This window comes from Thalassovita gelatinovora (genome assembly GCF_001458355.1).
Lineage (GTDB): Bacteria > Pseudomonadota > Alphaproteobacteria > Rhodobacterales > Rhodobacteraceae > Thalassobius > Thalassobius gelatinovorus.
In genome coordinates, this window is sequence record NZ_CYSA01000027.1 from 149100 (window position 1) to 170195 (window position 21096).

The following is a 21096-nucleotide window of genomic DNA, read 5'->3' on the forward strand; positions in this document are numbered from 1 at the left end:
CATATGACCTTTGCCATTTCAGGCAAGACAGCCATTGTGACCGGCGGTGCCAACGGGATCGGTTTGGCGATCGGCCGGCATTTCATTGCCAAGGGAGCGAACGTCATGTTCGCCGATATGGACGAAGATAGCCTAGCCAAAGAGCTGGGTCCGAATGAAGAGGGCAACGCTTATCGCTATTTCGCGGGCGATCTGCGCGAAAAGCTGACCTTGGCAAATCTGCTTTCGGCCACATTGGATGCTTTCGACAGCGTTGATATCCTGATCAATGCGTCGCGTCAGATTATTGCCGCTGATCCGCTGAATGCCGATGACGATGCGGTCGAGGCGATGTTGCAGCAAAATCTTCTGGCGTCGCTGCGACTGTCGCAACTGGTTGCCAAGCGGATGATCAAGCAGGCCAATGGCAGCGGGGAAGGCAGCGCGGGCGCGATCGTGAACCTGTCTTGCATTGCGGCGCGGCGGACGTCTCCGGAACTTCTGGCATATTCGGTATCGACCGCTGCTCTGGATCAGATGACTCGGTCTTTGGCGGTGGCGCTGGCGCCGCACCGGATCCGGGTGAACGGGCTGGCCTTTGGGTCGGTGATGTCGAACAGCTTGATGGACACGTTACGTGACCACACCGATTATCGCGGCGAGATCGAAAAACACACCCCGCTGGGGCGTATCGCGGCCCCAACCGAATTGACCCATGCGGCGCAATATCTGGCATCCGAAGCATCGGCCTTCATGACCGGGCAGATCATGACCGTTGACGGGGGCCGTACCCTGATCGACCCGGTTTCGGCCCCGGCGCATTGATCCCTGCGCCAATGTGACAGTGGTCCTGATCGGCGTGGGCTGCTAGTCAAATTGCACTGACAGGATGAGGACCCCATGACCGAAGCTTTCGCAGCAGAAAAACAGCGCGCCAGCGCGTGGTTCAGACAATTGCGCGACGATATCGTCGCCGCCTTCGAGGGACTGGAAAACAGCCAGACCGAAGGCCCCTTCGCCGATCAACCGGCGGGCCGGTTCGAAGTGACCGAGACCAAGCGCGCTTCGGAAGACGGAACGGATGCCGGTGGTGGTCTGATGAGCGTGATGCGCGGCGGCAGGGTGTTCGAAAAGATCGGTGTCAATGTGTCCACCGTTTACGGTGAACTGGGCGAACGGGCGCAGGCGGCGATGGCCGCGCGCAAGGGTATTCCGGGGATGCAGGATGATCCGCGGTTCTGGGCGTCGGGTATTTCTTTGGTGGCGCATATGCAAAACCCGCATACGCCCGCCGTTCATATGAACACGCGGATGTTCTGGACTCCGCACGCGTGGTGGTTCGGCGGTGGGTCGGATTTGAACCCCTGCATCGAATACGCCGAGGATACAGCGCATTTCCACACCGTTCAGAAGGAACATTGCGACCGGCACGACCCGGGCTATTACCCGCGATTCAAGGATTGGGCGGATGAATATTTCTATATCCCCCACCGCAAGCGGGCGCGTGGTGTCGGCGGCATTTTCCTCGACGATCACAATACCGGCGAATGGGAAACCGATTTCGCCTTCATTCAGGATGTTGGCCGGGCGTTTCTGCCCGCCTTCGTGCCGATCACCGAAAAACGCCGCAACACGGTGTGGGATGAGGCGGACAAGGATGCCCAACTGGTCCATCGCGGGCTCTATGCCGAATATAATCTGGTCTATGACCGGGGCACCAAATTCGGGTTGGAAACCGGGCATGATGCGAATGCCGTTCTGATGAGCCTGCCGCCACTGGCCAAATGGGTCTAGGCGATCAGGGGGTGGCCCATTCTAGGTGGACCGCTGATTGCTCACTCCACCATAACCGGTTTGCGGATTTTCGGCGCGGCCTCAACCACCAGCGGTTTCAGGCCCGCGCCGCCCGCTGCCAGAATATCGAACAGTTGCAGCCGCATTCGCGGTTCCCAGAAATCGCTGATGTGATCGGCCACACCGATGACACCTTCTTCATGTGGTCTGCTTTCGAAAAAGGTCGCGATCTGGTTCGCCATATAGATCAGCTTGTCCGGCTTCATTGCGGGCCTCCGGTATCGATGCGCTGGGCATGGGTGAAAATGTCGAACCGTCCGTTGCGGGCGCGACCGACAAGGGTGATGCCAGCGTCTTCGGCCAACCGAACACCCAACGCGGTCGGGGCAGAAACCGCGATCAGGACCGGTGCGCCGATCATCGCGGCCTTTTGAACCATTTCCGAAGACAATCGGCTGGTCACCACCAAAGCACCATAGGACGGGTCATGGTTTTGCAACGACAACGCCCCAGCCAGTTTGTCTAGGGCATTGTGCCGTCCGACATCTTCACGGGCGCACAGGATCCCGTCGCCGGGGCGGTAGAATCCGGCGGCATGCACCGCGCGGGTTTCATCATGCAGGGGCTGTGCATTGCGCAAAGCCTCGGTGGCGGCAACGATATCGCGGCTGCGCAACAGCGTGCCGACCCCGACCGAGGGCAGCGACCGCAGTGCCTGATCCAGACTGTCGATGCCGCACAATCCGCATCCGACCGGCCCGGCAATGGCGCGGCGGCGATCGGCGACCGCCTCGGCACGGTCCGCTGCCAGCCACATGCGCAGCTCAATGCCCTTGTCATGGGCGATGATTTCGATCTCGCCCAGTTCCTGCGCCGATCTGACAATCCCTTCGGTCAGCGAAAACCCAAGCGCGAAATCGGACAGATCGCCGGGCGATGCCATCATCACCGCCAGGGTCGATCCGTTATACACCAATGCCACCGGCACTTCGTCGGGCAGGGCGCGATCCAGATCGCGCAGGTCGGTTGGACCAGAGGTGTGAACCGGCAGGATATGAGACGCACGCCGCTGCATCGCCTATTCCGCCGCCGGCTGTATCCGCCGCGCCCGCTTGGCCTGTTCGGCATAATCTTCCTGCCACTCGGACGGTCCGTTCGACATGGAAACCTGCACCGCAGTCACCTTGTATTCCGGGCAATTGGTGGCCCAGTCAGAATAATCGGTGGTGATCACATTGGCCTGTGTATCGGGGTGGTGGAAGGTGGTATAAACGACGCCGGGGCTGACCCGGTCGGTGATTTGCGCCCGCAACGTGGTTTCCCCCGACCGAGAAGCCAGCTTGATCCAGTCGCCATCCTTAACGCCACGCACTTCGGCATCATGCGGATGGATTTCCAGCAGATCCTGATCGTGCCAGATCACGTTTTCGGTGCGCCGGGTCTGTGCTCCGACATTGTATTGGCTCAGGATCCGCCCGGTGGTCAGCAACAGCGGGAATCGCGGCCCGGTCCTTTCATCGGTGGCGACATATTCGGTGACGATGAACCGCCCCTTGCCGCGCACAAAACCGTCGACATGCATGGTGGCGGTGCCTTCGGGATGGGCGTCGTTACAAGGCCACTGGATCGACCCTTTTTCATCGATCAGATCATAGGTCACATTGGCAAAGCTGGGCGTGGTGGCGGCAATTTCCGCCATGATCTGCGCGGGGTGGGTGTAATGCCACTCTGCCCCCATCGCATTGGCCAGCAACTGGGTGACTTCCCAATCGGCATATCCGTTTTTCGGTGCCATTACCTTGCGCACCCGGTTGATGCGGCGTTCGGCATTGGTAAAGGTGCCGTCCTTTTCCAGAAAGGTCGATCCGGGCAGGAAAACATGGGCGTAATTGGCGGTTTCATTGAGAAACAGATCATGCACGATGACGCATTCCATCGCCGCCAGTCCCGCCGCCACATGTTTGGTATCGGGATCCGATTGCAGGATGTCTTCACCCTGACAATAAAGCCCCTTGAACGTCCCTTCGACGGCGGCATCCAGCATGTTGGGAATCCGCAATCCCGGTTCGGGGTCGATCTTGACGCCCCATGCGTCCTCAAAAATCGCCCGCACCTCGGGCAGTTTGACATGGCGATAGCCCGGCAATTCGTGCGGGAACGATCCCATGTCACAGGATCCCTGCACGTTGTTTTGCCCGCGCAACGGGTTCACCCCGACGCCTTCGCGGCCGATATTGCCGGTCAGCATCGCCAGATTGGCAATCCCGATCACGGTGGTCGATCCTTGGCTGTGTTCGGTCACGCCCAGCCCGTAATAGATCGCGCCATTGCCCCCGGTCGCATAAAGCCGCGCCGCTTGCCGCAAGTCCTCTGCCGGCACGCCGGTCAATGCCTCGGTGGTTTCGGGGCTGTGGCGCGGATCGGTGACGAAGGCCGCGTAGTCTTGGAATTCATCCCAATCGCAGCGGCTGCGGATGAAGTCTTCCTTCATCAGGCCCTCGGTCACGATGACATGAGCCATCGCGGTCACAACGGCGACATTGGTGCCCGGGCGCAGCGCCAGATGATGCGCGGCGCGAATATGGTTCGATTTCACCAGATCGGTGCGGCGCGGATCGACCACGATCAACTTGGCACCGGCGCGCAACCGCTTTTTCAACCGCGATCCGAAAACCGGATGCGCATCGGTGGGGTTGGCTCCGATCACTACCACCACGTCGGCCTGTTCGATACTGTCGAAATCCTGTGTCCCGGCCGAGGTGCCAAAGGTCTGACCCAATCCGTACCCGGTCGGTGAATGGCAGACCCGGGCGCAGGTGTCGGTGTTGTTATTGCCGAACACGGCGCGGGTCAGTTTCTGCACCAGATAGGTTTCTTCGTTGGTGCAGCGGCTAGAAGTGATCACCCCGATGGATTCGCGGCCATGCTTTTGCTGCAGCCCGCGCAGGCGATTGGCAGCAAAATTCAGCGCCTCGTCCCAACCGACTTCGCGCCACGGCTGATCGATGCTGTCGCGGATCATCGGGTTCAGAATGCGGTCGCGGTGATGGGCATAGCCATAGGCAAAGCGGCCCTTGACGCAGGAATGACCCCGGTTCGCCTTGCCATGCCGATACGGCACCATCCGGACCAGTTCATCGCCTTGCAATTCGGCCTTGAACGTACAGCCAACACCGCAATAGGCACAGGTCGTCAGCACGGATCGTTCCGGCGTGCCGAGTTCGATCACCGATTTTTCCTGCAAAGTCGCGGTCGGGCAGGCCTGTACGCAGGCACCGCAACTGACGCAATCGGAGGACAGGAAATCGTCACCCGCCATGCCGGCGGATACCCGGCTGTCCCAACCGCGCCCTTCTATGGTCAGGGCGAAAGTGCCCTGGACTTCTTCACAGGCGCGCACGCAGCGCGAACAGGCAATGCATTTCGCCGGATCATAGGTGAAATAGGGATTGGAATCGTCTTTCGGGATGTAATCGGGATTGACCTCTCCGGAGGTGTTGCGCGGTTCGAAATGGTTGGCCTTGGCGTCATATCGCACATCGCGCAGCCCGACCGCTCCGGCCATATCCTGCAATTCGCAATCCCCATTGGCAGCACAGGTCAGGCAATCCAGCGGGTGATCGGAAATATAGAGCTCCATCACGCCGCGGCGCAGCTTTTTCAGCTTGGTGCTTTGGGTCTGCACCACCATGCCTTCGGAGACAGGCGTGGTGCAGGAGGCAGGGGTGCCGCGGCGGCCTTCGATTTCCACCATGCAAAGCCGGCACGACCCAAATGCCTCTATGCTATCGGTGGCGCACAGCTTGGGGATTGCGATCCCGGCTTCGTTGCTGGCGCGCATCACGCTGGTGCCTGCGGGCACTGTCACCTCGAACCCATCGACGGTAAGCGTTACCATCGTGTCGGATTTCGATGCGGGCGTGCCCATGTCGCGATCGTTTGGAAGGATGAAATCCCTCATGAAATCATCCCTTTGATCTTCTTCTGTTCAAAAATATCCCGGGGGATCTGGGGGGCGGCGCCCCCCAGCGGATCGGTGCGCGACAGCGCGGCGAAATCTATTTTGCACATCATTCTGCCGCCTCCTTCACGCCGGTAAATTCTTCTGGAAACTGTTCCAGCGCCGACATCACCGGGAACGGGGTGAACCCGCCCAAGGCGCAGAGCGACCCCGATTTCATCACCTCGCAAAGATCGGTCAGCAGATCGATGGCGTCCACGTCCCCGGCGGCGATCCGGTCGATGGTTTCCACACCGCGCACCGCGCCGATCCGGCAGGGCGTGCATTTGCCACAACTTTCCACCGCGCAGAATTCCATTGCGAACCGGGCCAGGTCCAGCATGTCTGCGCGATCATCGAACACCACGACCCCGGCATGGCCGATCAACCCGCCGCTCTGGTCGAATTCCTCGTATCCGAAGGGGGTGTCGAACTTCTCAACCCCCATATAGGCCCCCAAGGGACCGCCGACCTGCACCGCCTTGACCGGGCGGCCCGATGCGGTGCCGCCGGCAACGTCTTCGATCAGGTCCCCCAATGGCATGCCAAAGGCGGTTTCGAACAATCCGCCATGACGGACATTGCCCGCGATCTGGATCGGCATGGTGCCGCGCGACCGGCCAAGGCCGAAATCGGCATAGGCCTTGGCGCCTTTTTCGAAAATCACCGGCACGGTGGTCAGGGACAGCAGATTGTTCACCACCGTCGGCTTGCCCATGAACCCTTCCAGAGCGGGCAGTGGCGGCTTGGCGCGGACCACGCCGCGCTTGCCTTCCAGCGAATTGAGCAGCGAAGTTTCCTCGCCACAGACATAGGCCCCGGCCCCGACGCGAACTTCGATGTCAAAAACGCGGCCCGAGCCCAGCACATCCGCGCCCAGCACCCCGCTGGCCTGTCCAATGCGGACCGCATCGCAGAGCACCGCGATGGCATCGGGATATTCGGACCGCATATAGACATAGCCCTTGGTTGCCCCGACGGCGATCCCGGCAATGATCATCCCTTCGATCAGGCAAAACGGGTCGCCTTCGATGATCATCCGGTCGGCAAAGGTGCCGCTATCGCCTTCATCGGCATTGCAAACGATATATTTCTGATCCGCCTCTGCCGCTGCCACGGTCTGCCATTTGATGCCGGTGGGGAATCCTGCGCCCCCGCGCCCGCGCAAACCGCTTTCGGTGACTTCGGTGATGATCTCGTCTGCTGTCATGTCCAGCGCCCGGCGCAGCCCGACCAAACCGCCATGGGCTTCATAGTTTTGTAACGACAGCGGATCGATCACCCCGCAGCGGGCAAAGGTCAGCCGGGTCTGGCGGGCAAAAAACGGGATTTCCTCGACCCGACCCAAGGCCTTGGGATGGGCAGACAGATCGTCGAACAGGGCCGGGACGTCGGCGGGGTCGATCGGGCCGAACCCGATCCGGCCGCTGTCGGTTTCGATCTCGACCAGCGGTTCCAGCCAGACCATGCCGCGGCTGCCATTGCGGATCATTGTCACCTCGATGCCGCGCGCTTGTGCTTCGACCCGGATCGCATCGGCGATGGCATCGGCACCAAGCGCCTTGGCGGCACTGTCACGGGGGACATAGATCTTCATGCGCCCGCCTCCGTCAGTATTCGGTTCAGCTTGGCCGCATCGACCCGGCCCACCACCTTGTCATCGACCATCGCCGCCGGGCCGCAGGCGCACAGCCCCAGGCAATAGACCGGTTTGATCGTCACCGCGCCATTCGGTGTGGTGCCGTGCCATTCCAACCCCAGCTTTGCCAGCGCTATTTCCGCCAGCGCCTTGGCTCCGACGGCCTGACAGGCTTCGGCCCGACAGATCTTGACCACATGGCGGCCTGCCGGGGCGTCGCGGAAATCATGGTAGAAGCTGACCACGCCATGCACTTCGGCGCGACCGATATTCAAGTGGTCGGCAATGACGGGAATGCAGGCGGCGGGGATATATCCGAATTCGGTCTGGATCGCGTGCAGGATCGGCAAAAGCGGTCCTTCCAGCCCGTCATGCCGGGCAAGAATTTCCTGAAGTCGGTCCAATTGAGTATCGGCAAGCGAAGCATGCGGCACCGCACAGCCCTCCCTAAAAGTAAACTAGCGCGATCTGGCGCGTTTTCACACCGGGAATCAATATCGTTGTTTCGTTAATCGATAGGCATTGCCTATTAATCTCTGAAACGGTCCGACAGCGACGCTGCTTGATCCAAAAGCGCCGCAAGCACCGGCGTATGGGGTTCCCGGTAGGGGGCGATCAACCCGACACGATGGCTGGCATCGGGCGATTGCAGCGGAATCGCGGCCAGTTCGCCGCTCATAAGAAACACTTCGGCCGCCTTCACCGGCAGAATCGTGGCCCACCCCCCCTTCAGGACATGGCTGATCAGCACGATCAAAGACGAGGCTTCAATCATCGGCTCGGCTTCAATCCCGGCTTCGGAAAGGTGCTGCGTGATGATCCGCCGGTTCTGCATGTCCGGTGTCAGCAGACAAAGCGACAGGTCGGTCAGGTCTTCCCAACCGATCTGAGGGCGATCCGCCAACGGATGATCGTGCCGCAGGATCAGCGCATAGCGTTCGGCATAGATCGGCACCGTGCTGACCCGGCCCAAAGGTTCGTTGTCGAGATAGGTCAGACCGGCGTCGATCTGCAGATTTTCCAGCATCGATAGGATTTCGATGGATGTTCGCGACAGGATGGTAAAGCGCACCTTGGGATGGGCTTTGGTGAATGTCGCCGTCAGATCGGCCACCAGGGTAAGCGCGGTCGGGATCACCGCAAGCCGCAGATTGCCCGAAAGGCCCTGACGGGCGGCGCGCATTTCTTCCTTCATCGTGCGGGCATCGCCGACAATCTGGCGCGCCCAGTCGAGCACCCGCTGGCCTTCGGGGGTCAGACCTTGAAACCGTGACCCGCGATAGACCAGCATGACGCCCAGCTGATCCTCCAGCTGCTTGATGGCCGCAGACAGGCTGGGTTGGGTCACGCCACAGCTTTCGGCGGCGCGGCCGAAATGCCGTTCGCGGGACAGCGCGATGAACATTTCCAGTTTGTCGATCATGGGCCGACTATCGCGGTAAATCCGGGGCGGCGAAAGGGGGCCGCAATCCGGCGCGGATTTCGCGGCGTTTGCCGGGTCAGGCCGCGAGACCCTTTGATCCCATGTCGAGGAATTTCTTGCGCCGGTCGGCAATCAGTTTCTTGCCGCTGTCTTTGCCGATCTCGTCCAGCATGGATTTGATGGCATCGCTGACCGCCTGCATGGCGGCATCGCGGTTCCGATGGGCCCCGCCCATCGGTTCACCGATGATCCGGTCGATCACACCCAGTTTTTTCAGATCTTGCGCGGTCAAGCGCAGCGCTTCGGCGGCTTCGCGCATCTTGCCGGCATCTTTCCACAAGATCGAAGCGCAGCCTTCGGGGCTGATCACCGAATAGACCGAATGTTCCAGCATCGCCAGACGGTTGGCGGTGGCAAAGGCCACTGCACCGCCCGATCCGCCTTCCCCGATGATCACCGAAATCACCGGCACGCCGATTTGCAGGCATTTTTCCGTCGACCGCGCAATCGCTTCGGATTGGCCGCGTTCTTCGGCACCCTTGCCGGGATAGGCGCCCGACGTGTCGACCAGCGTGATCACCGGCAGGCCGAATTTTTCCGCCATTTCCATCAAACGCACCGCCTTGCGATACCCTTCGGGTCGGGCCATGCCGAAATTGCGTTCGATCCGGCTTTTGGTATCATGGCCCTTTTCCTGGCCCAACACGATCACCGGCTGGTCGTTGAACCGCGCCAGCCCGCCCATCACCGCATGGTCATCAGCGAAATTCCGGTCACCGGCCAGCGGTGTGTATTCGGTGAACAGTGCTTCGATGTAATCTTTGCAATGGGGCCGGTCAGTATGACGTGCCACCTGACATTTTCGCCACGGGGTCAGATCCTTGTAAAGATCCCTGAGCAGATTGCCCGCCTTTTTGTCCAGCGCCGCAGCTTCGGCTTCGATATCCATCTCCTCGTTCTGCCGCGCCATGGCGCGTAATTCCTCTGCCTTGCCTTCGATTTCGGCAAGCGGGCGTTCAAAGTCGAGGTAGTTGGTCATGATAGGTCGTTCTCCAGCCGGTATTGGCTGGTTATATGGCCGCGACAAGGCTCAGATGCAACTGGCAATGCTTTTCTGATTGGCGATGGGGCTGGGCCTCAGGCCTGACCGATCCGCTCCAACGCCGCCCGGAATGCGGTTTCGGGCGATGCGAGAACCGGAATCGGCAGATCAACGAGGTAATCGGCGGCCTGCGCCATCGAAGCTTGCGCCAGCACCACCGCGGCAAGGTCGCAGCGTTTCCCGACCGACGCGCGCAACGCTGCGGCCGTGGCTTTGGCGAAACTCTCTGTCTCGCCCGCTTCGAATAACGGCCAGAGAGATCCGAGGTAAAGCGGTTCGACACCGCAGTCATTGCCGGCCCGGGCCATCTCGCGGCGCAGCAGTAACAAGCTGGATGCTTCGGTTGATTTGAGGCAATAGGCGATCAGCAGCTTGCCGCCGCTTTGTGCCGCTTGTCGCATCATCGGTTGGTCGACCCGCAGCGCCCCGGCGGCTTCGGCGATGGGGCCGAGCGTTGTGCAACTGCACAGCACCGGACCATCCGTCATTGCGATTGTTTCGGTGATTTCCCGCGTCAAAGCACCGTCGATCCTTTGCCGTGCGCGTGCAAGCCAGTCTTCGCGGATGATGTGATGTAACCCCAGTTGCGGCGCGATGCGGTCGCGCAGCCGGTCGAAGGTGGTTCGGTGGATGTCAGCTGTATGGATCAGGGCCAGGATCATGGGGCAGGTCACATGCAGGTGAGGGAAAGGCGCTTTGTTTTCGCGCGGGGGAGGGGGCGCTGCCCCCGTCGTGCGATGCGCGCCCCCCGGGGATATTTTCGAACAGAACACGTGGCGCGGTGCAAAGGCTGCCCCCGCGCCGCGTTCTGTGGGTCAGTTCTTCGCGATCAGTTCGGCCTGGGCGACGACGACCTCGGCTTGCTTAATGCTGGCGATGTCGACCAGACGGCCTTTGTAGACGGTGGCGCCTTCGCCCTTGGCTTTGGCGTCTTCCATCGCAGCGAGGATTTCGCGGGCCTCGTTGACGGCTTCCTCGGAGGGGGTGAAAACCTGATTGGCCAGCGCGATCTGTTTCGGGTGGATCGCCCATTTGCCGACCATGCCTAAAGTGGCGGAGCGTTTCGCCTGCGCAATGAAACCGTCATCGTCGGAGAAATCGCCGAACGGACCGTCGACCGGCAGGATGCCGTGGGTGCGGCAGGCGGCGACGATGGCGGTTTGGGCCCAATGCCACGGGTCCGACCAGTATTTCGCGCCCTCGCGCAGCATGTAGTAATTTTCCTGGGTGCCGCCGATGCCGGTGGTCTGCATCCCCATTGAGGCCGCGAAATCGGCGGCGCCAAGGCTCATCGCCTGCAACCGCGGGCTGGCGGCGGCGATGGCTTCGACATGGGCGATGCCAGCGGCCGATTCGATGATCACTTCAAAGCTGATCTGTTTGCTGCGGCCCTTGGCACGTTCAATCGCGGTGACCAGCGCGTCGACGGCATAGACGTCTTCGGCGCAGCCCACTTTCGGGATCATGATCTGATCGAGCCGGTCACCGCACTGTTCCAACAGGTCGACCACGTCGCGGTACCAGTAAGGCGTGTCGAGCCCGTTGATTCGGACGGACAGGTACTTATTGCCCCAGTCGACGGTGTTGATCGCTTCGATCGCGTTGGCGCGAGCGCTGTCCTTGTCCGAAGGCGCGACCGAATCTTCCAGGTCGATATTGATCACATCCGCCGCCGAGGTCGCCATTTTGGCGAACAGCTTGGTATTGGATGCCGGGCCGAACAATTGGCACCGGTTCGGGCGGGCGGGGGCGGCGGGCTGAATGCGGAAGCTCATGGCATCATCCTTCGGGTAACTAAATTGCGGAATTTTCCCGTTGAGAGTTATTAAATTGCGCATCTCTGCGCAAGGTTATTTTGCAGACGCGGCATTTTTCGGGTTCTATGGTGAATGATTGTTCATGCTTGTGAATTTTTCGAAGAATCTTCGAAGATATCTGAAAAATTCGCAGAAATCTATTTCTGCGCTGCAATATCGTGATGATTTCGCAAAGCAATCCTGTTGCGAATATGGAGAATGGTTCGGGAATTATGATTGAAAGGCCGAAACGATGATTGAGACCCCCTATCTTCTGTTCCTGGGCGATGCGCCCGACCAACTGGCCGCAAAGGTGGCGCAGGGCATCAAGGACTGGCGCCCGGAATTCGCCGTGGGGCAATTCCGCATGGAGGGCTGCAACGCCGATATGGGCCTGACCGACATGACGCTGGACGAGGCCAAGGCGGCGGGTGCCAAGACGCTGGTCATTGGTGTGGCCAATCGCGGCGGCATCATCAGCCCGGCCTGGAAGAAGGTGCTGGTGACGGCGCTGGAAGAAGGCTTCGATCTGGCCAGCGGGTTGCACAACCTCTTGCGCGACGAACCGGATCTTGTCGCGGTGGCCGAAGCGACGGGCCGTGCGTTGCACGACGTGCGGGTGCCGGAAGTCGATTACCCCATCGCCAACGGCGTCAAGCGGACCGGCAAGCGGGTTCTGGCGGTTGGCACCGATTGTTCGGTGGGCAAGATGTACACCGCCTTGTGCCTGGAAAAGGAAATGCGCGACCGCGGCATGAAGGCCGATTTCCGCGCCACCGGACAAACCGGGATCCTGATCACCGGCGACGGTGTGCCGCTGGATGCGGTGGTGGCCGATTTCATGGCCGGGTCGGTGGAATACATCACGCCCGATAACGACGCCGATCACTGGGACATCATCGAAGGCCAGGGCAGCCTGTTCCACGTGTCCTATTCCGGGGTGACGATGGCGCTCATCCATGGCGGTCAGCCCGATGCGTTGATCGTGTGCCACGAACCGACACGGGACCATATGCGCGGTTTGCCGGGCTACACGCTGCCCAGCCTTGAAGCGGTGCGCGACATGGCGACGACGCTGGCGCGAGTCGCAAACCCGGATGCGAAAGTGGTGGGATACGCGATCAACACCCAGCATATGAGCGAAGCCGATGCCAAGGCCTATCTGGCCAAGGTCGAGGCCGATCTGGGTCTGCCGGCGACCGATCCGTTCCGGTTCGGCGCGGGCAATCTGGTGGACGCGCTGGCGGCGATCTGATTGAAACGAAAGGCGGGGCACCCGGTGGTGGGTGGTCCGCCGGTTTGAGTATTTGGACCAAGAAGAAGGGGATGGGGCGCATGACGATTACCGTTGAGAGAGATGTGTTTGCGTTGGCGCAGGTATTCCGGATCAGCCGGGGCGCCCGGACCGAGGCGCAGGTTCTGACGGTGAAGGTGACCCGTGGGGGCGTGACCGGATGGGGCGAATGCGTGCCCTATGGCCGCTATGATGAAACGCTCGACAGCGTGACCGAAGAAATCTTGAGCCTGCCATCAGATGTCAGCCGCGACGCGTTGCAAACCGTGTTGCCAGCCGGGGCGGCGCGCAATGCGGTCGATTGCGCCCTGTGGGATCTGGAAGCCAAGCAGACCGGCAAGCGGGTTTGGCAATTGGCCGGGTTGACCGCGCCGGGGCCTGAAATCACCGCCTATACATTGTCGCTGGACGAACCCGACGCGATGCGGGCGCAGGCCGAAGTGAATGCGTTCAGACCCTTGTTGAAGATCAAGCTGGGCACGCCCGACGATATGGCGCGTCTGGAAGCGGTGCGCGCTGGGGCGCCGAAATCGACGATCATCGTGGACGCCAACGAAGGCTGGAGCGCCGAAGTCTATGCCGATCTGGCGCCGCATCTGGTGCGTCTGGGCGTGGCCCTGGTGGAGCAACCTTTGCCCGCCGCGCAGGACGATGCGCTGTTGGGGATGGAACGCCCGGTGCCGGTCTGTGCCGATGAAAGCTGTCATGACCGCGCCTCGCTGACCGGGTTGAAAGGCAAATATGACGTGGTCAACATCAAGCTGGATAAAACCGGCGGGCTGACCGAGGCGCTGTTGCTGCGCGACGAAGCGCTGGTGGCCGGCTATAAGGTCATGGTTGGCTGCATGGTTGGCAGTTCGCTGGCGATGGCCCCGGCCACTTTGGTGGCGCAAGGCGCGATGGTGACGGACCTTGACGGGCCGCTGCTTCTGGCCGAAGACCGCGATAACGCATTGCAATTCGACGCCGCAGGGGTGCATCCGCCCGTTGCGGCGCTTTGGGGATAAGGAGACAGCCCATGACCCGTACCGTTTACCTTAACGGTGAGTACCTGCCCGAAACCGAAGCCAAGGTATCGATCTTCGATCGGTCCTTCCTGATGGCGGATGGGGTTTACGAAGTGACTTCCGTTCTGGGCGGCAAGCTGATCGATTTTGACGGCCATCTGGCGCGGCTGGAACGGTCACTGAACGAACTGGACATGGAAAAGCCCGAAGCCTTCGATGACCTGCTGGACATTCATCGCAAGCTGGTGGAACTGAACGGCATCGACGAGGGCATGATTTACCTGCAGGTTTCGCGCGGGTCAGCTGGGGATCGTGATTTCGTGTTCCCCGATCCGGAAGAAACCAAGCCGACTTTGGTCCTGTTCACCCAGAACAAGCCGGGACTTGCCGACAATCCGGTGGCGAAAAAAGGCATCAAGGTCATTTCGATCGAGGATATCCGCTGGGGCCGGCGCGACATCAAGACGGTGCAGTTGCTGTACCCGTCGATGGGCAAGATGGCGGCCAAGAAAGCCGGGTGCGATGATGCTTGGCTGGTCGAAGACGGTCAGGTGACCGAAGGCACCAGCAACAACGCCTATATCGTCAAGGATGGCACCATCATCACCCGCAACCTTTCGCAAGACATCCTGCACGGGATCACCCGCGCCGCCGTGCTGCGCTTTGCCCGCGAAGCACAGATGCAGGTCGAAGAACGCCCCTTCACCATCGCCGAGGCACAGGCCGCAGATGAGGCATTTTACACCTCGGCGTCGAGCTTCGTGATGCCGGTGGTGGAAATCGACGGCACCAAGGTGGGCGATGGCAAGCCCGGTCCGGTGGCCAAGCGGCTGCGCGAAATCTATCTGGAAGAAAGCGTGAAATCCGGTATCTGATCGGCATTTCAATATGGATTGAACGGCACTCGTAACCCCGCGAGTGCCGTTTTCTTTTGCGATTAGCCGAAGCGGAAGCTGGAGGCGGTGACGCCACCGCGAATGCCGGTTTGATGATATACCCGGCTGGCCGGGTCGTTTTCCGCAGCACCCAGCGCCACGAACAGCGGCACAAGGTGGTCTTCGCGGGCATGACAGGTGCGGGCTTCGGGGGCTTTTTCCCAATCCAGCAGGGCAGCGGTACGGTCTGCCGGCGGCAGGGCGAGAGCCTCGGACAACCAGCCGTCGAACGCGGTTGAAGGGGCTTTTGCGGCGGGCCCGAACAGGCGCAGATTGTGGTAGCTCAATCCCGACCCGACGATCAACACGCCACGGTCGCGCAAGGGGGCCAGCGCCCGACCCAGTTCGAAATGTTCGGCCGGGTCATAACTGTGACGCATCGACACTTGGAACAGCGGTATGTCGGCCTGCGGATACATCACCGCCATCGGCACGAAAGTGCCGTGATCATAGCCATATTCGTCATCCAGCCGCGTCGGCAACCCCGCCGCATGGATCATCTGCGCCACGTCTTCGGCCAGATCCGGCGCGCCGGGGGAAGGGTATTGGATTTCGTAGGTTTCGGGTGGGAATCCGTGGTAATCATAGACCATCGGCGGGCGCGCCGAATGCATCACCGCAAAGTCGTCTTTTTCCCAATGGCCCGAAATCATCAGCACCGCCTTGGGCGTCTGGCCGATTTCATCGGGCATGGCGCGAAATGACGCGGCCAGCGGTTCCAGTTCGGCGGCCATCTGCGGAATCCATGGCCAAGGACCGCCGCCATGGGAAATGAAATAGCTGGGAAGGCGGGACATGGGACACCTCGGTCAGTTGATCGGTTGGGTTGATCAAAACTTAGCTATGGCAAGACAGGATCAGTAGGCCGATTGACGAACAGTGTGTGTGCGGGGGGGGGGGCAGAGCTGAAGCGGTCAAACCATCGCCACTCAGCCGCCGGTGAATTTGGCATCGCGCTGTTCAAGGAAAGACGCCACACCTTCCGCATGATCCGCTGAGCACTGCATCAGCGCAAACTGGTCCATGTCCATCGCGCTGACCGCGTGATGGAGAGGTTTTGTCGCGGTTTCGATCCCCTGCTTGATCATTCGGACCGCGACAGGCGGCATCGCCGCGATCTGTTCGGCAACAGACAGGGCTTTGGTCATCGTGTTGCCGTCTTCGGTGAGGTAATCGATCCAGCCCCAGCTTTCGGCCGTTTGCGCGTTGATCTGTTCGGCAACGATGGCAAGCCGCTTGGCCCGGGCCGGGCCGATCAGCGCGGCGATCCGGGGCAGCGATCCCCAGCCCATGTTCAGGCCACGTTCGATTTCGGGGATGTAGAATTGCGACGAGTGGCCGCAGACACGCAGGTCCAGCGACGCCGCCAGCGCCACGCCGCCGCCGACGCACCAGCCTTCGATGGCGCAGATGGTCATCGGTTCCAGGTCTTCCCAAGCCTTGCACATGCGAGGCCCCAGTTGCAGCAATTGCCGACGTTCGTTCAGCGGCAGGTCGAGCGCGGTCTGAAATTCGGGGTCTTTCAGGTCCATCCCAAGGCAGAACCGGTCGGCGCGGCCGGTCAGGATGATGGCGTTGGTGTCCGCGTCGCCTTCGAAACTGCGCGCCGCTGTGATGAGTTGGCGCATCAATTCCTGTGACAGCGCATTTGCCTTGCTGCCAGTATCGAAGCGGACGATCGCGATCCGTTGGCCGTGCGACGTTTCCGCGCGTTCAATGCTGACGAATTGTTCGGTCATTTCTGGTCCCTCGGGTGTGCCTGTCGGTCAGGGATCAGCCCTTGTCACCGACATTTTCGGCAAAGGATTTCTTGAAATCCCGCTGCTGTTCGGCGCTGGCCGCGGTCTGGTTCTGCGCTTTCCAGTCGTCGTAGGGCATGCCGTAGTAAATTTCGCGCGCTTCGTCCTTGGACATGTCGATGCCGCGTTCATTGGCGGCTTCCTGATACCACCGGCTGAGGCAGTTGCGGCAGAACCCGGCGAGGTTCATCAGATCGATATTCTGCACATCCGTGCGCTTTTCCATCAGATGCGCGCGCAGCGTACGGAACGCGGCGGCTTCAAGCTCGATACGGGTCTGGTCGTCCATGGGGGCTCCTGTAGTGGTGTCACGGTATAGGACCGGTTCCGGTGAACAAGGTCAACCGGGCGAAAGGTCGGGCGGATCAGCGCGGCGCAGGCCGCCCTCGGACCGTCGTTTCGAAGGGCCTATCGGCGCAACGCCTGTGGCGTCATTTGCGACGCAGCTTGATCACCACGTCAACGGCGCTGATTTCCGACCCGGCGGGCGCGTCGGGCAGGCGGGAAATGACCAACTGTTCGCTGGGCGCATCGGTCAACTGACCGTCGTCTTCCCAGAAGAAATGCGGGTGATCATGGGTGTTGGTGTCGAAATAGCTTTTCGACCCGTCCACGGTGACTTCCTGCATCAAGCCGACATCGCAAAAGGCGCGCAGCGTGTTGTAGACCGTGGCCAATGACACGCTTTCACCATTTTCGCGGACCGAGGCAAACAGGCTTTCCGCGGTGACGTGACGATGTTGACCGTCGCCGACCAAAAGCGCCGCCAAGGCAACCCGTTGCCGGGTCGGGCGCAGCCCCGCCGTAGACAACCAATCTGATCCCGTTTGTGCCGCTTTTTCGGTCACTGTCATTGTCGCATCCCTTTGTTCACAGGTTAATATACCTGAGGGGCGACGTTGAATTCAAATGAAAACAGTTCGCAGAAGGCCGAACCCCCTTTCCGCATAGGCTTGCAGGACCTCTTCACGGGGTGCTAGAGGGGTAAGGAAAGCAACACATTACCCCGAGGAGCCGGCCTGTATGGCAAACTATCCGAGCAGCTTCGATAAAGAAGACCTTTTGAAATGCGCCCGTGGCGAATTGTTCGGCCCCGGCAATGCCCAACTGCCCGCACCGCCGATGCTGATGATGGATCGGATCACCGATGTTTCCGGCGATGGCGGTCTGCATGGCAAGGGCCATATCGTGGCGGAATTCGATATCACGCCCGATCTGTGGTTCTTTGACTGCCATTTCCCCGGCAATCCGATCATGCCCGGCTGTCTTGGTCTTGACGGCCTGTGGCAGTTGACCGGGTTCAATCTGGGCTGGCGTGGCTGGCTGGGGCGCGGCTATGCTTTGGGCGTGGGCGAGGTCAAGCTGACCGGCATGGTGCGCCCGGATCGCAAGATGCTGACTTACAAGGTCGATTTTACCAAGGCGATACAGACCCGCCGGCTGACCATGGGGGTGGCCGATGGGATTGTCGAAGCGGATGGCGAAGTCATTTATCAGGTCAAGGATATGAAGGTCGCGCTGTCGGAAAACTAAGCGTCGAGCAAGCAGAGACGACCCTGGGGATAAAAGGAGAGCGCAAATGCGCCGAGTCGTGGTTACCGGGATGGGCGTGGTGTCGTCCATCGGCAATAATGTTGACGAGGTTCTGGCCTCGCTGAAAACGGGCAAGTCGGGGATCAGCGCCAATGCGGCGATGATCGAACACGGTTTCCGCAGCCAGGTTGCCGGAGACGTGAAGATCGACGTTACCGAACATGTCGACAAGCGTACCTTGCGCTTCATGGGGCCGGGGGCGGCATATGCTCATATCGCAATGCAACAGGCGATCGCGGATTCCGGGCTGGACCAAAGCGATGTGGTGAACCCGCGCACCGGGCTTGTTGCCGGGTCGGGCGGGCCGTCGACCAGCGCCATGCTGGTGGCGCATCAGACCGTGCTTGAAAAAGGCAGCCCGAAGCGGATCGGCCCGTTCGCGGTGCCCAAATGCATGAGTTCGACCATTTCCGCCAACCTGTCGACGGCGTTCAAGATCAAGGGCATCAATTACTCCATCACCTCGGCCTGTTCGACCTCGCTGCATTGCATCGGCAATGCGGCCGAACAGATCATGATGGGCAAACAGGATGTCATGTTCGCCGGTGGCGGCGAAGAACTGGACTGGACCTTGTCCTGCCTGTTCGACGCGATGGGCGCGATGAGTTCGAAATTCAACGACACGCCGGAAAAGGCGTCCCGCGCCTTTGACGCGGATCGCGACGGCTTCGTGATCTCGGGCGGTGGCGGCATCGTGGTGCTGGAAGATCTGGAACACGCGCTGGCGCGTGGGGCCAAGATCTATGCCGAAGTGACCGGGTTTGCGGCGACGTCGGACGGTCACGACATGGTCGCACCGTCGGGCGAAGGTGGCGAACGCGCGATGCGTCTGGCGCTGTCGACCTTGGATGAGGACCGCAAGGTCAGCTATATCAATGCGCATGGCACCTCGACCCCTGTCGGCGATGTCGGCGAAATCGAAGCGGTACGCCGGGTGTTCGGCGAAGGCTATGCACCGCCTATTTCTTCGACCAAGTCGATGACCGGCCACAGCCAGGGGGCGACCGGCGCACAGGAAGCGGTGTATTGCCTGCTGGCGCTGCAGCATGATTTCATTATCCCGTCGATCAATGTCGATACGCTCGACCCGGCGATCAAGGATGGCGAAGTGGCGACCCGGTTGGTCGAAAATGCAGGGCTCGATACGGTGATGACCAACAGCTTCGGCTTTGGCGGTACCAATGGGTCGATGCTTCTGTCGAAATATCTGGGGTAGATGCCGATGAACGGAGTTCTGAGCGGAAAACGTGGGCTGATCATGGGTGTTGCCAATGAACGCTCGATCGCCTGGGGGATCGCCAAGGCGATGAGCGAAGCCGGGGCCGAACTGGCCTTCACCTATCAGGGCGAAGCATTCGGCAAACGGTTGCAGCCACTGGCGGCATCGGTCGGATCGGATTTCATGGTCGATGTCGACGTGACCGACGAAGCCTCGCTCGATGCGGCTTTCGCCGCGCTGGGCGATCGTTGGCCGACCATCGATTTCGTGGTCCACGCCATCGCCTTTTCCGACAAGGCCGAACTGACAGGCCGGTTTGTCAATACCAGCCGTGACAATTTCAAGACCTCGCTGGAAATCTCCTGCTATTCCTTCATCGATGTGGCGCGCCGTGCCTATCCGATGATGAAAGACAGTGGCGGTACGCTGCTGACCCTGACCTATGGCGGATCGAACCGGGTGACACCGAATTACAACGTGATGGGCGTGGCCAAGGCGGCGCTGGAATCGGCGACCCGGTATTTGGCCAACGATCTGGGACCCGACGGTATCCGGGTCAACGCGATTTCGCCGGGGCCGATGAAGACGCTGGCCGGGGCCGCCATCGGTGGCGCGCGCAAGACCTACAAGCACACCGATCAGAACGCGCCGCTGCGGTCGAACGCGACGCTGGAAGCGGTTGGGGGCACGGCGGTCTATCTGGCGTCGGAGGCCGGGGCCTATACCACCGGTGAAATCATCCGGGTCGATGGCGGTTTCCACGTATTGGGCATGCCGCAACCGGAACATCTGTAACCGCTTTTGCGATGCGCGCGGAGCGCCCGTTCCGGGCGCGCAGGCTGTGCTTCGCAACAGGTGCGAAGCGGTGAAGGGGCGCTGCCCCTTCTTGGCCATGCGGCCAATTCAACCCCGGGATATTTTGAAACAGAAGAACAAGGTTTTAACTTGTCCAGAACAGTTTCAGCGGGCGGGTCGGCGTCCCATCAGGCTACCGGGCCGTGCGCGCGCCAAGGCCGCCGTCAGCAGACCGGCAATGATCGCTTTTACGATGTCGCCGGGGATGAAGGCCACAACCAGCGCCGCCGCCTCGATGAATGACTTGTTCAACACGATCGCCATGCCGACGATTCCGAACCCATAGAGGACGATGATTCCACCGATCACCGATGCCACGCTTGCGACGACTGCAACCGGCATGCCGCGCCAATATTGAACGATCAGGCCGGTCACGAACGCCGCCGCGACCCAGCCCACCAAAAACCCGGCGGTCGGGCCCATGAAGACGCCCAGCCCGCCGCGTCCACCGGACAAGAGCGGCAAGCCAAGAGCCACGATCAGCAAGAAAAGCAGCACAGCCAAGGCACCGCGCCTGGCCCCGAGAACCGTGCCGCAAAGCATGATACCAAGGCTTTGCGCGGTGATCGGCACCCCGAAGCCCAGTGAGATTTTCGGTAACAGACCCAATACCGCGATCATTGCGGCAAACAGCGCGATATACGCTACAGACTTTTCCATA

The 21096-nt window shown here is 60.8% G+C and carries 22 protein-coding genes; 8 read left to right on the top strand and 14 right to left on the bottom strand.

Features of this window, described 5'->3' with window-relative positions; genetic code table 11:
* Positions 1 to 3: 3 nt before the first annotated feature.
* Positions 4 to 804: an SDR family NAD(P)-dependent oxidoreductase gene (locus tag TG4357_RS17045; protein WP_058264105.1), complete on the top strand. Its 801-nt coding sequence runs from the start codon at positions 4 to 6 to the stop codon at positions 802 to 804.
* Positions 805 to 879: 75 nt separating this feature from the next.
* Positions 880 to 1773: an oxygen-dependent coproporphyrinogen oxidase gene (hemF, locus tag TG4357_RS17050; RefSeq protein ID WP_058264106.1), complete on the top strand. Its 894-nt coding sequence runs from the start codon at positions 880 to 882 to the stop codon at positions 1771 to 1773.
* A 41-nt stretch (positions 1774 to 1814) separates the two neighbouring features.
* Here hemF and TG4357_RS17055 read toward each other — a convergent pair whose 3' ends face one another.
* The 9 genes from TG4357_RS17055 to TG4357_RS17095 all read right to left on the bottom strand — a co-directional run bounded on the left by TG4357_RS17055 (position 1815) and on the right by TG4357_RS17095 (position 11712).
* Positions 1815 to 2039 carry a formate dehydrogenase subunit delta gene (locus TG4357_RS17055; RefSeq protein WP_058264107.1) on the bottom strand — a complete coding sequence of 75 codons (225 nt, stop codon included), beginning with the start codon at positions 2037 to 2039 and terminating at the stop codon, positions 1815 to 1817.
* Complete coding sequence (fdhD, locus tag TG4357_RS17060) at positions 2036 to 2848, bottom strand: formate dehydrogenase accessory sulfurtransferase FdhD (protein WP_058264108.1); 813 nt, start codon at positions 2846 to 2848, stop codon at positions 2036 to 2038. The genes TG4357_RS17055 and fdhD overlap by 4 nt, the downstream gene beginning before the upstream one ends.
* Positions 2849 to 2851: 3 nt before the next feature.
* Entirely contained in the window at positions 2852 to 5734 is a 2883-nt protein-coding gene (fdhF, locus tag TG4357_RS17065; protein WP_058264109.1) for a formate dehydrogenase subunit alpha, read from the bottom strand.
* Between the two features lie 109 nt (positions 5735 to 5843).
* Complete coding sequence (locus TG4357_RS17070) at positions 5844 to 7370, bottom strand: formate dehydrogenase beta subunit (protein WP_058264110.1); 1527 nt, start codon at positions 7368 to 7370, stop codon at positions 5844 to 5846.
* Positions 7367 to 7846: a formate dehydrogenase subunit gamma gene (locus TG4357_RS17075; RefSeq protein ID WP_082644181.1), complete on the bottom strand. Its 480-nt coding sequence runs from the start codon at positions 7844 to 7846 to the stop codon at positions 7367 to 7369. Before TG4357_RS17075 ends, TG4357_RS17070 begins: the two co-directional genes overlap by 4 nt.
* Positions 7847 to 7941: 95 nt before the next feature.
* Complete coding sequence (locus TG4357_RS17080; RefSeq protein ID WP_058264111.1) at positions 7942 to 8835, bottom strand: LysR family transcriptional regulator; 894 nt, start codon at positions 8833 to 8835, stop codon at positions 7942 to 7944.
* Between the two features lie 76 nt (positions 8836 to 8911).
* Entirely contained in the window at positions 8912 to 9874 is a 963-nt protein-coding gene (locus TG4357_RS17085; protein WP_058264112.1) for an acetyl-CoA carboxylase carboxyltransferase subunit alpha, read from the bottom strand.
* A gap of 98 nt (positions 9875 to 9972) precedes the next feature.
* On the bottom strand, positions 9973 to 10599 hold the full coding sequence (locus TG4357_RS17090; protein ID WP_058264113.1) for a hypothetical protein: 627 nt from the start codon (positions 10597 to 10599) through the stop codon (positions 9973 to 9975).
* A 153-nt stretch (positions 10600 to 10752) separates the two neighbouring features.
* Positions 10753 to 11712: an L-malyl-CoA/beta-methylmalyl-CoA lyase gene (locus tag TG4357_RS17095; protein ID WP_058264114.1), complete on the bottom strand. Its 960-nt coding sequence runs from the start codon at positions 11710 to 11712 to the stop codon at positions 10753 to 10755.
* Positions 11713 to 11986: 274 nt separating this feature from the next.
* On the opposite strand from TG4357_RS17095, the gene dgcN reads away from it, so the two are divergent.
* From dgcN to TG4357_RS17110, 3 genes are all read left to right on the top strand, one after another.
* Positions 11987 to 12988, top strand: a complete 1002-nt coding sequence (dgcN, locus tag TG4357_RS17100; protein ID WP_058264115.1) for an N-acetyltransferase DgcN — start codon at positions 11987 to 11989, stop codon at positions 12986 to 12988.
* Between the two features lie 80 nt (positions 12989 to 13068).
* Positions 13069 to 14034 carry an N-acetyl-D-Glu racemase DgcA gene (gene dgcA / locus TG4357_RS17105; protein ID WP_058264116.1) on the top strand — a complete coding sequence of 322 codons (966 nt, stop codon included), beginning with the start codon at positions 13069 to 13071 and terminating at the stop codon, positions 14032 to 14034.
* Between the two features lie 11 nt (positions 14035 to 14045).
* Positions 14046 to 14909: a D-amino-acid transaminase gene (locus TG4357_RS17110; protein WP_058264117.1), complete on the top strand. Its 864-nt coding sequence runs from the start codon at positions 14046 to 14048 to the stop codon at positions 14907 to 14909.
* A gap of 62 nt (positions 14910 to 14971) precedes the next feature.
* Here the strand turns inward: TG4357_RS17110 and TG4357_RS17115 are convergent, their stop codons facing one another.
* The 4 genes from TG4357_RS17115 to irrA form a co-directional block, all read right to left on the bottom strand.
* On the bottom strand, positions 14972 to 15766 hold the full coding sequence (locus tag TG4357_RS17115) for a DODA-type extradiol aromatic ring-opening family dioxygenase (protein WP_058264118.1): 795 nt from the start codon (positions 15764 to 15766) through the stop codon (positions 14972 to 14974).
* 132 nt (positions 15767 to 15898) lie between these two features.
* Positions 15899 to 16708: an enoyl-CoA hydratase/isomerase family protein gene (locus TG4357_RS17120; RefSeq protein ID WP_058264119.1), complete on the bottom strand. Its 810-nt coding sequence runs from the start codon at positions 16706 to 16708 to the stop codon at positions 15899 to 15901.
* Between the two features lie 34 nt (positions 16709 to 16742).
* Complete coding sequence (locus TG4357_RS17125; protein ID WP_058264120.1) at positions 16743 to 17057, bottom strand: DUF1244 domain-containing protein; 315 nt, start codon at positions 17055 to 17057, stop codon at positions 16743 to 16745.
* Between the two features lie 142 nt (positions 17058 to 17199).
* Entirely contained in the window at positions 17200 to 17622 is a 423-nt protein-coding gene (irrA, locus tag TG4357_RS17130) for an iron response transcriptional regulator IrrA (RefSeq protein ID WP_139193601.1), read from the bottom strand.
* Between the two features lie 169 nt (positions 17623 to 17791).
* Between irrA and fabA the strand changes: the two genes are divergently transcribed.
* From fabA to TG4357_RS17145, 3 genes are read left to right on the top strand one after another with little or no spacing between them, the layout of a single operon-like run.
* Positions 17792 to 18301, top strand: a complete 510-nt coding sequence (fabA, locus tag TG4357_RS17135) for a bifunctional 3-hydroxydecanoyl-ACP dehydratase/trans-2-decenoyl-ACP isomerase (protein WP_058264121.1) — start codon at positions 17792 to 17794, stop codon at positions 18299 to 18301.
* A 46-nt stretch (positions 18302 to 18347) separates the two neighbouring features.
* The gene (gene fabB / locus TG4357_RS17140) at positions 18348 to 19577 is read left to right on the top strand and encodes a beta-ketoacyl-ACP synthase I (protein WP_058264122.1); all 1230 of its coding nucleotides are present in this window, start codon (positions 18348 to 18350) and stop codon (positions 19575 to 19577) included.
* A gap of 6 nt (positions 19578 to 19583) precedes the next feature.
* On the top strand, positions 19584 to 20375 hold the full coding sequence (locus TG4357_RS17145) for an enoyl-ACP reductase FabI (protein ID WP_058264193.1): 792 nt from the start codon (positions 19584 to 19586) through the stop codon (positions 20373 to 20375).
* 165 nt (positions 20376 to 20540) lie between these two features.
* Here TG4357_RS17145 and TG4357_RS17150 read toward each other — a convergent pair whose 3' ends face one another.
* Positions 20541 to 21095 (bottom strand): biotin transporter BioY, encoded by a 555-nt coding sequence (locus tag TG4357_RS17150; RefSeq protein ID WP_058264123.1) that lies wholly within the window; start codon positions 21093 to 21095, stop codon positions 20541 to 20543.
* Position 21096 lies beyond the last annotated feature (1 nt).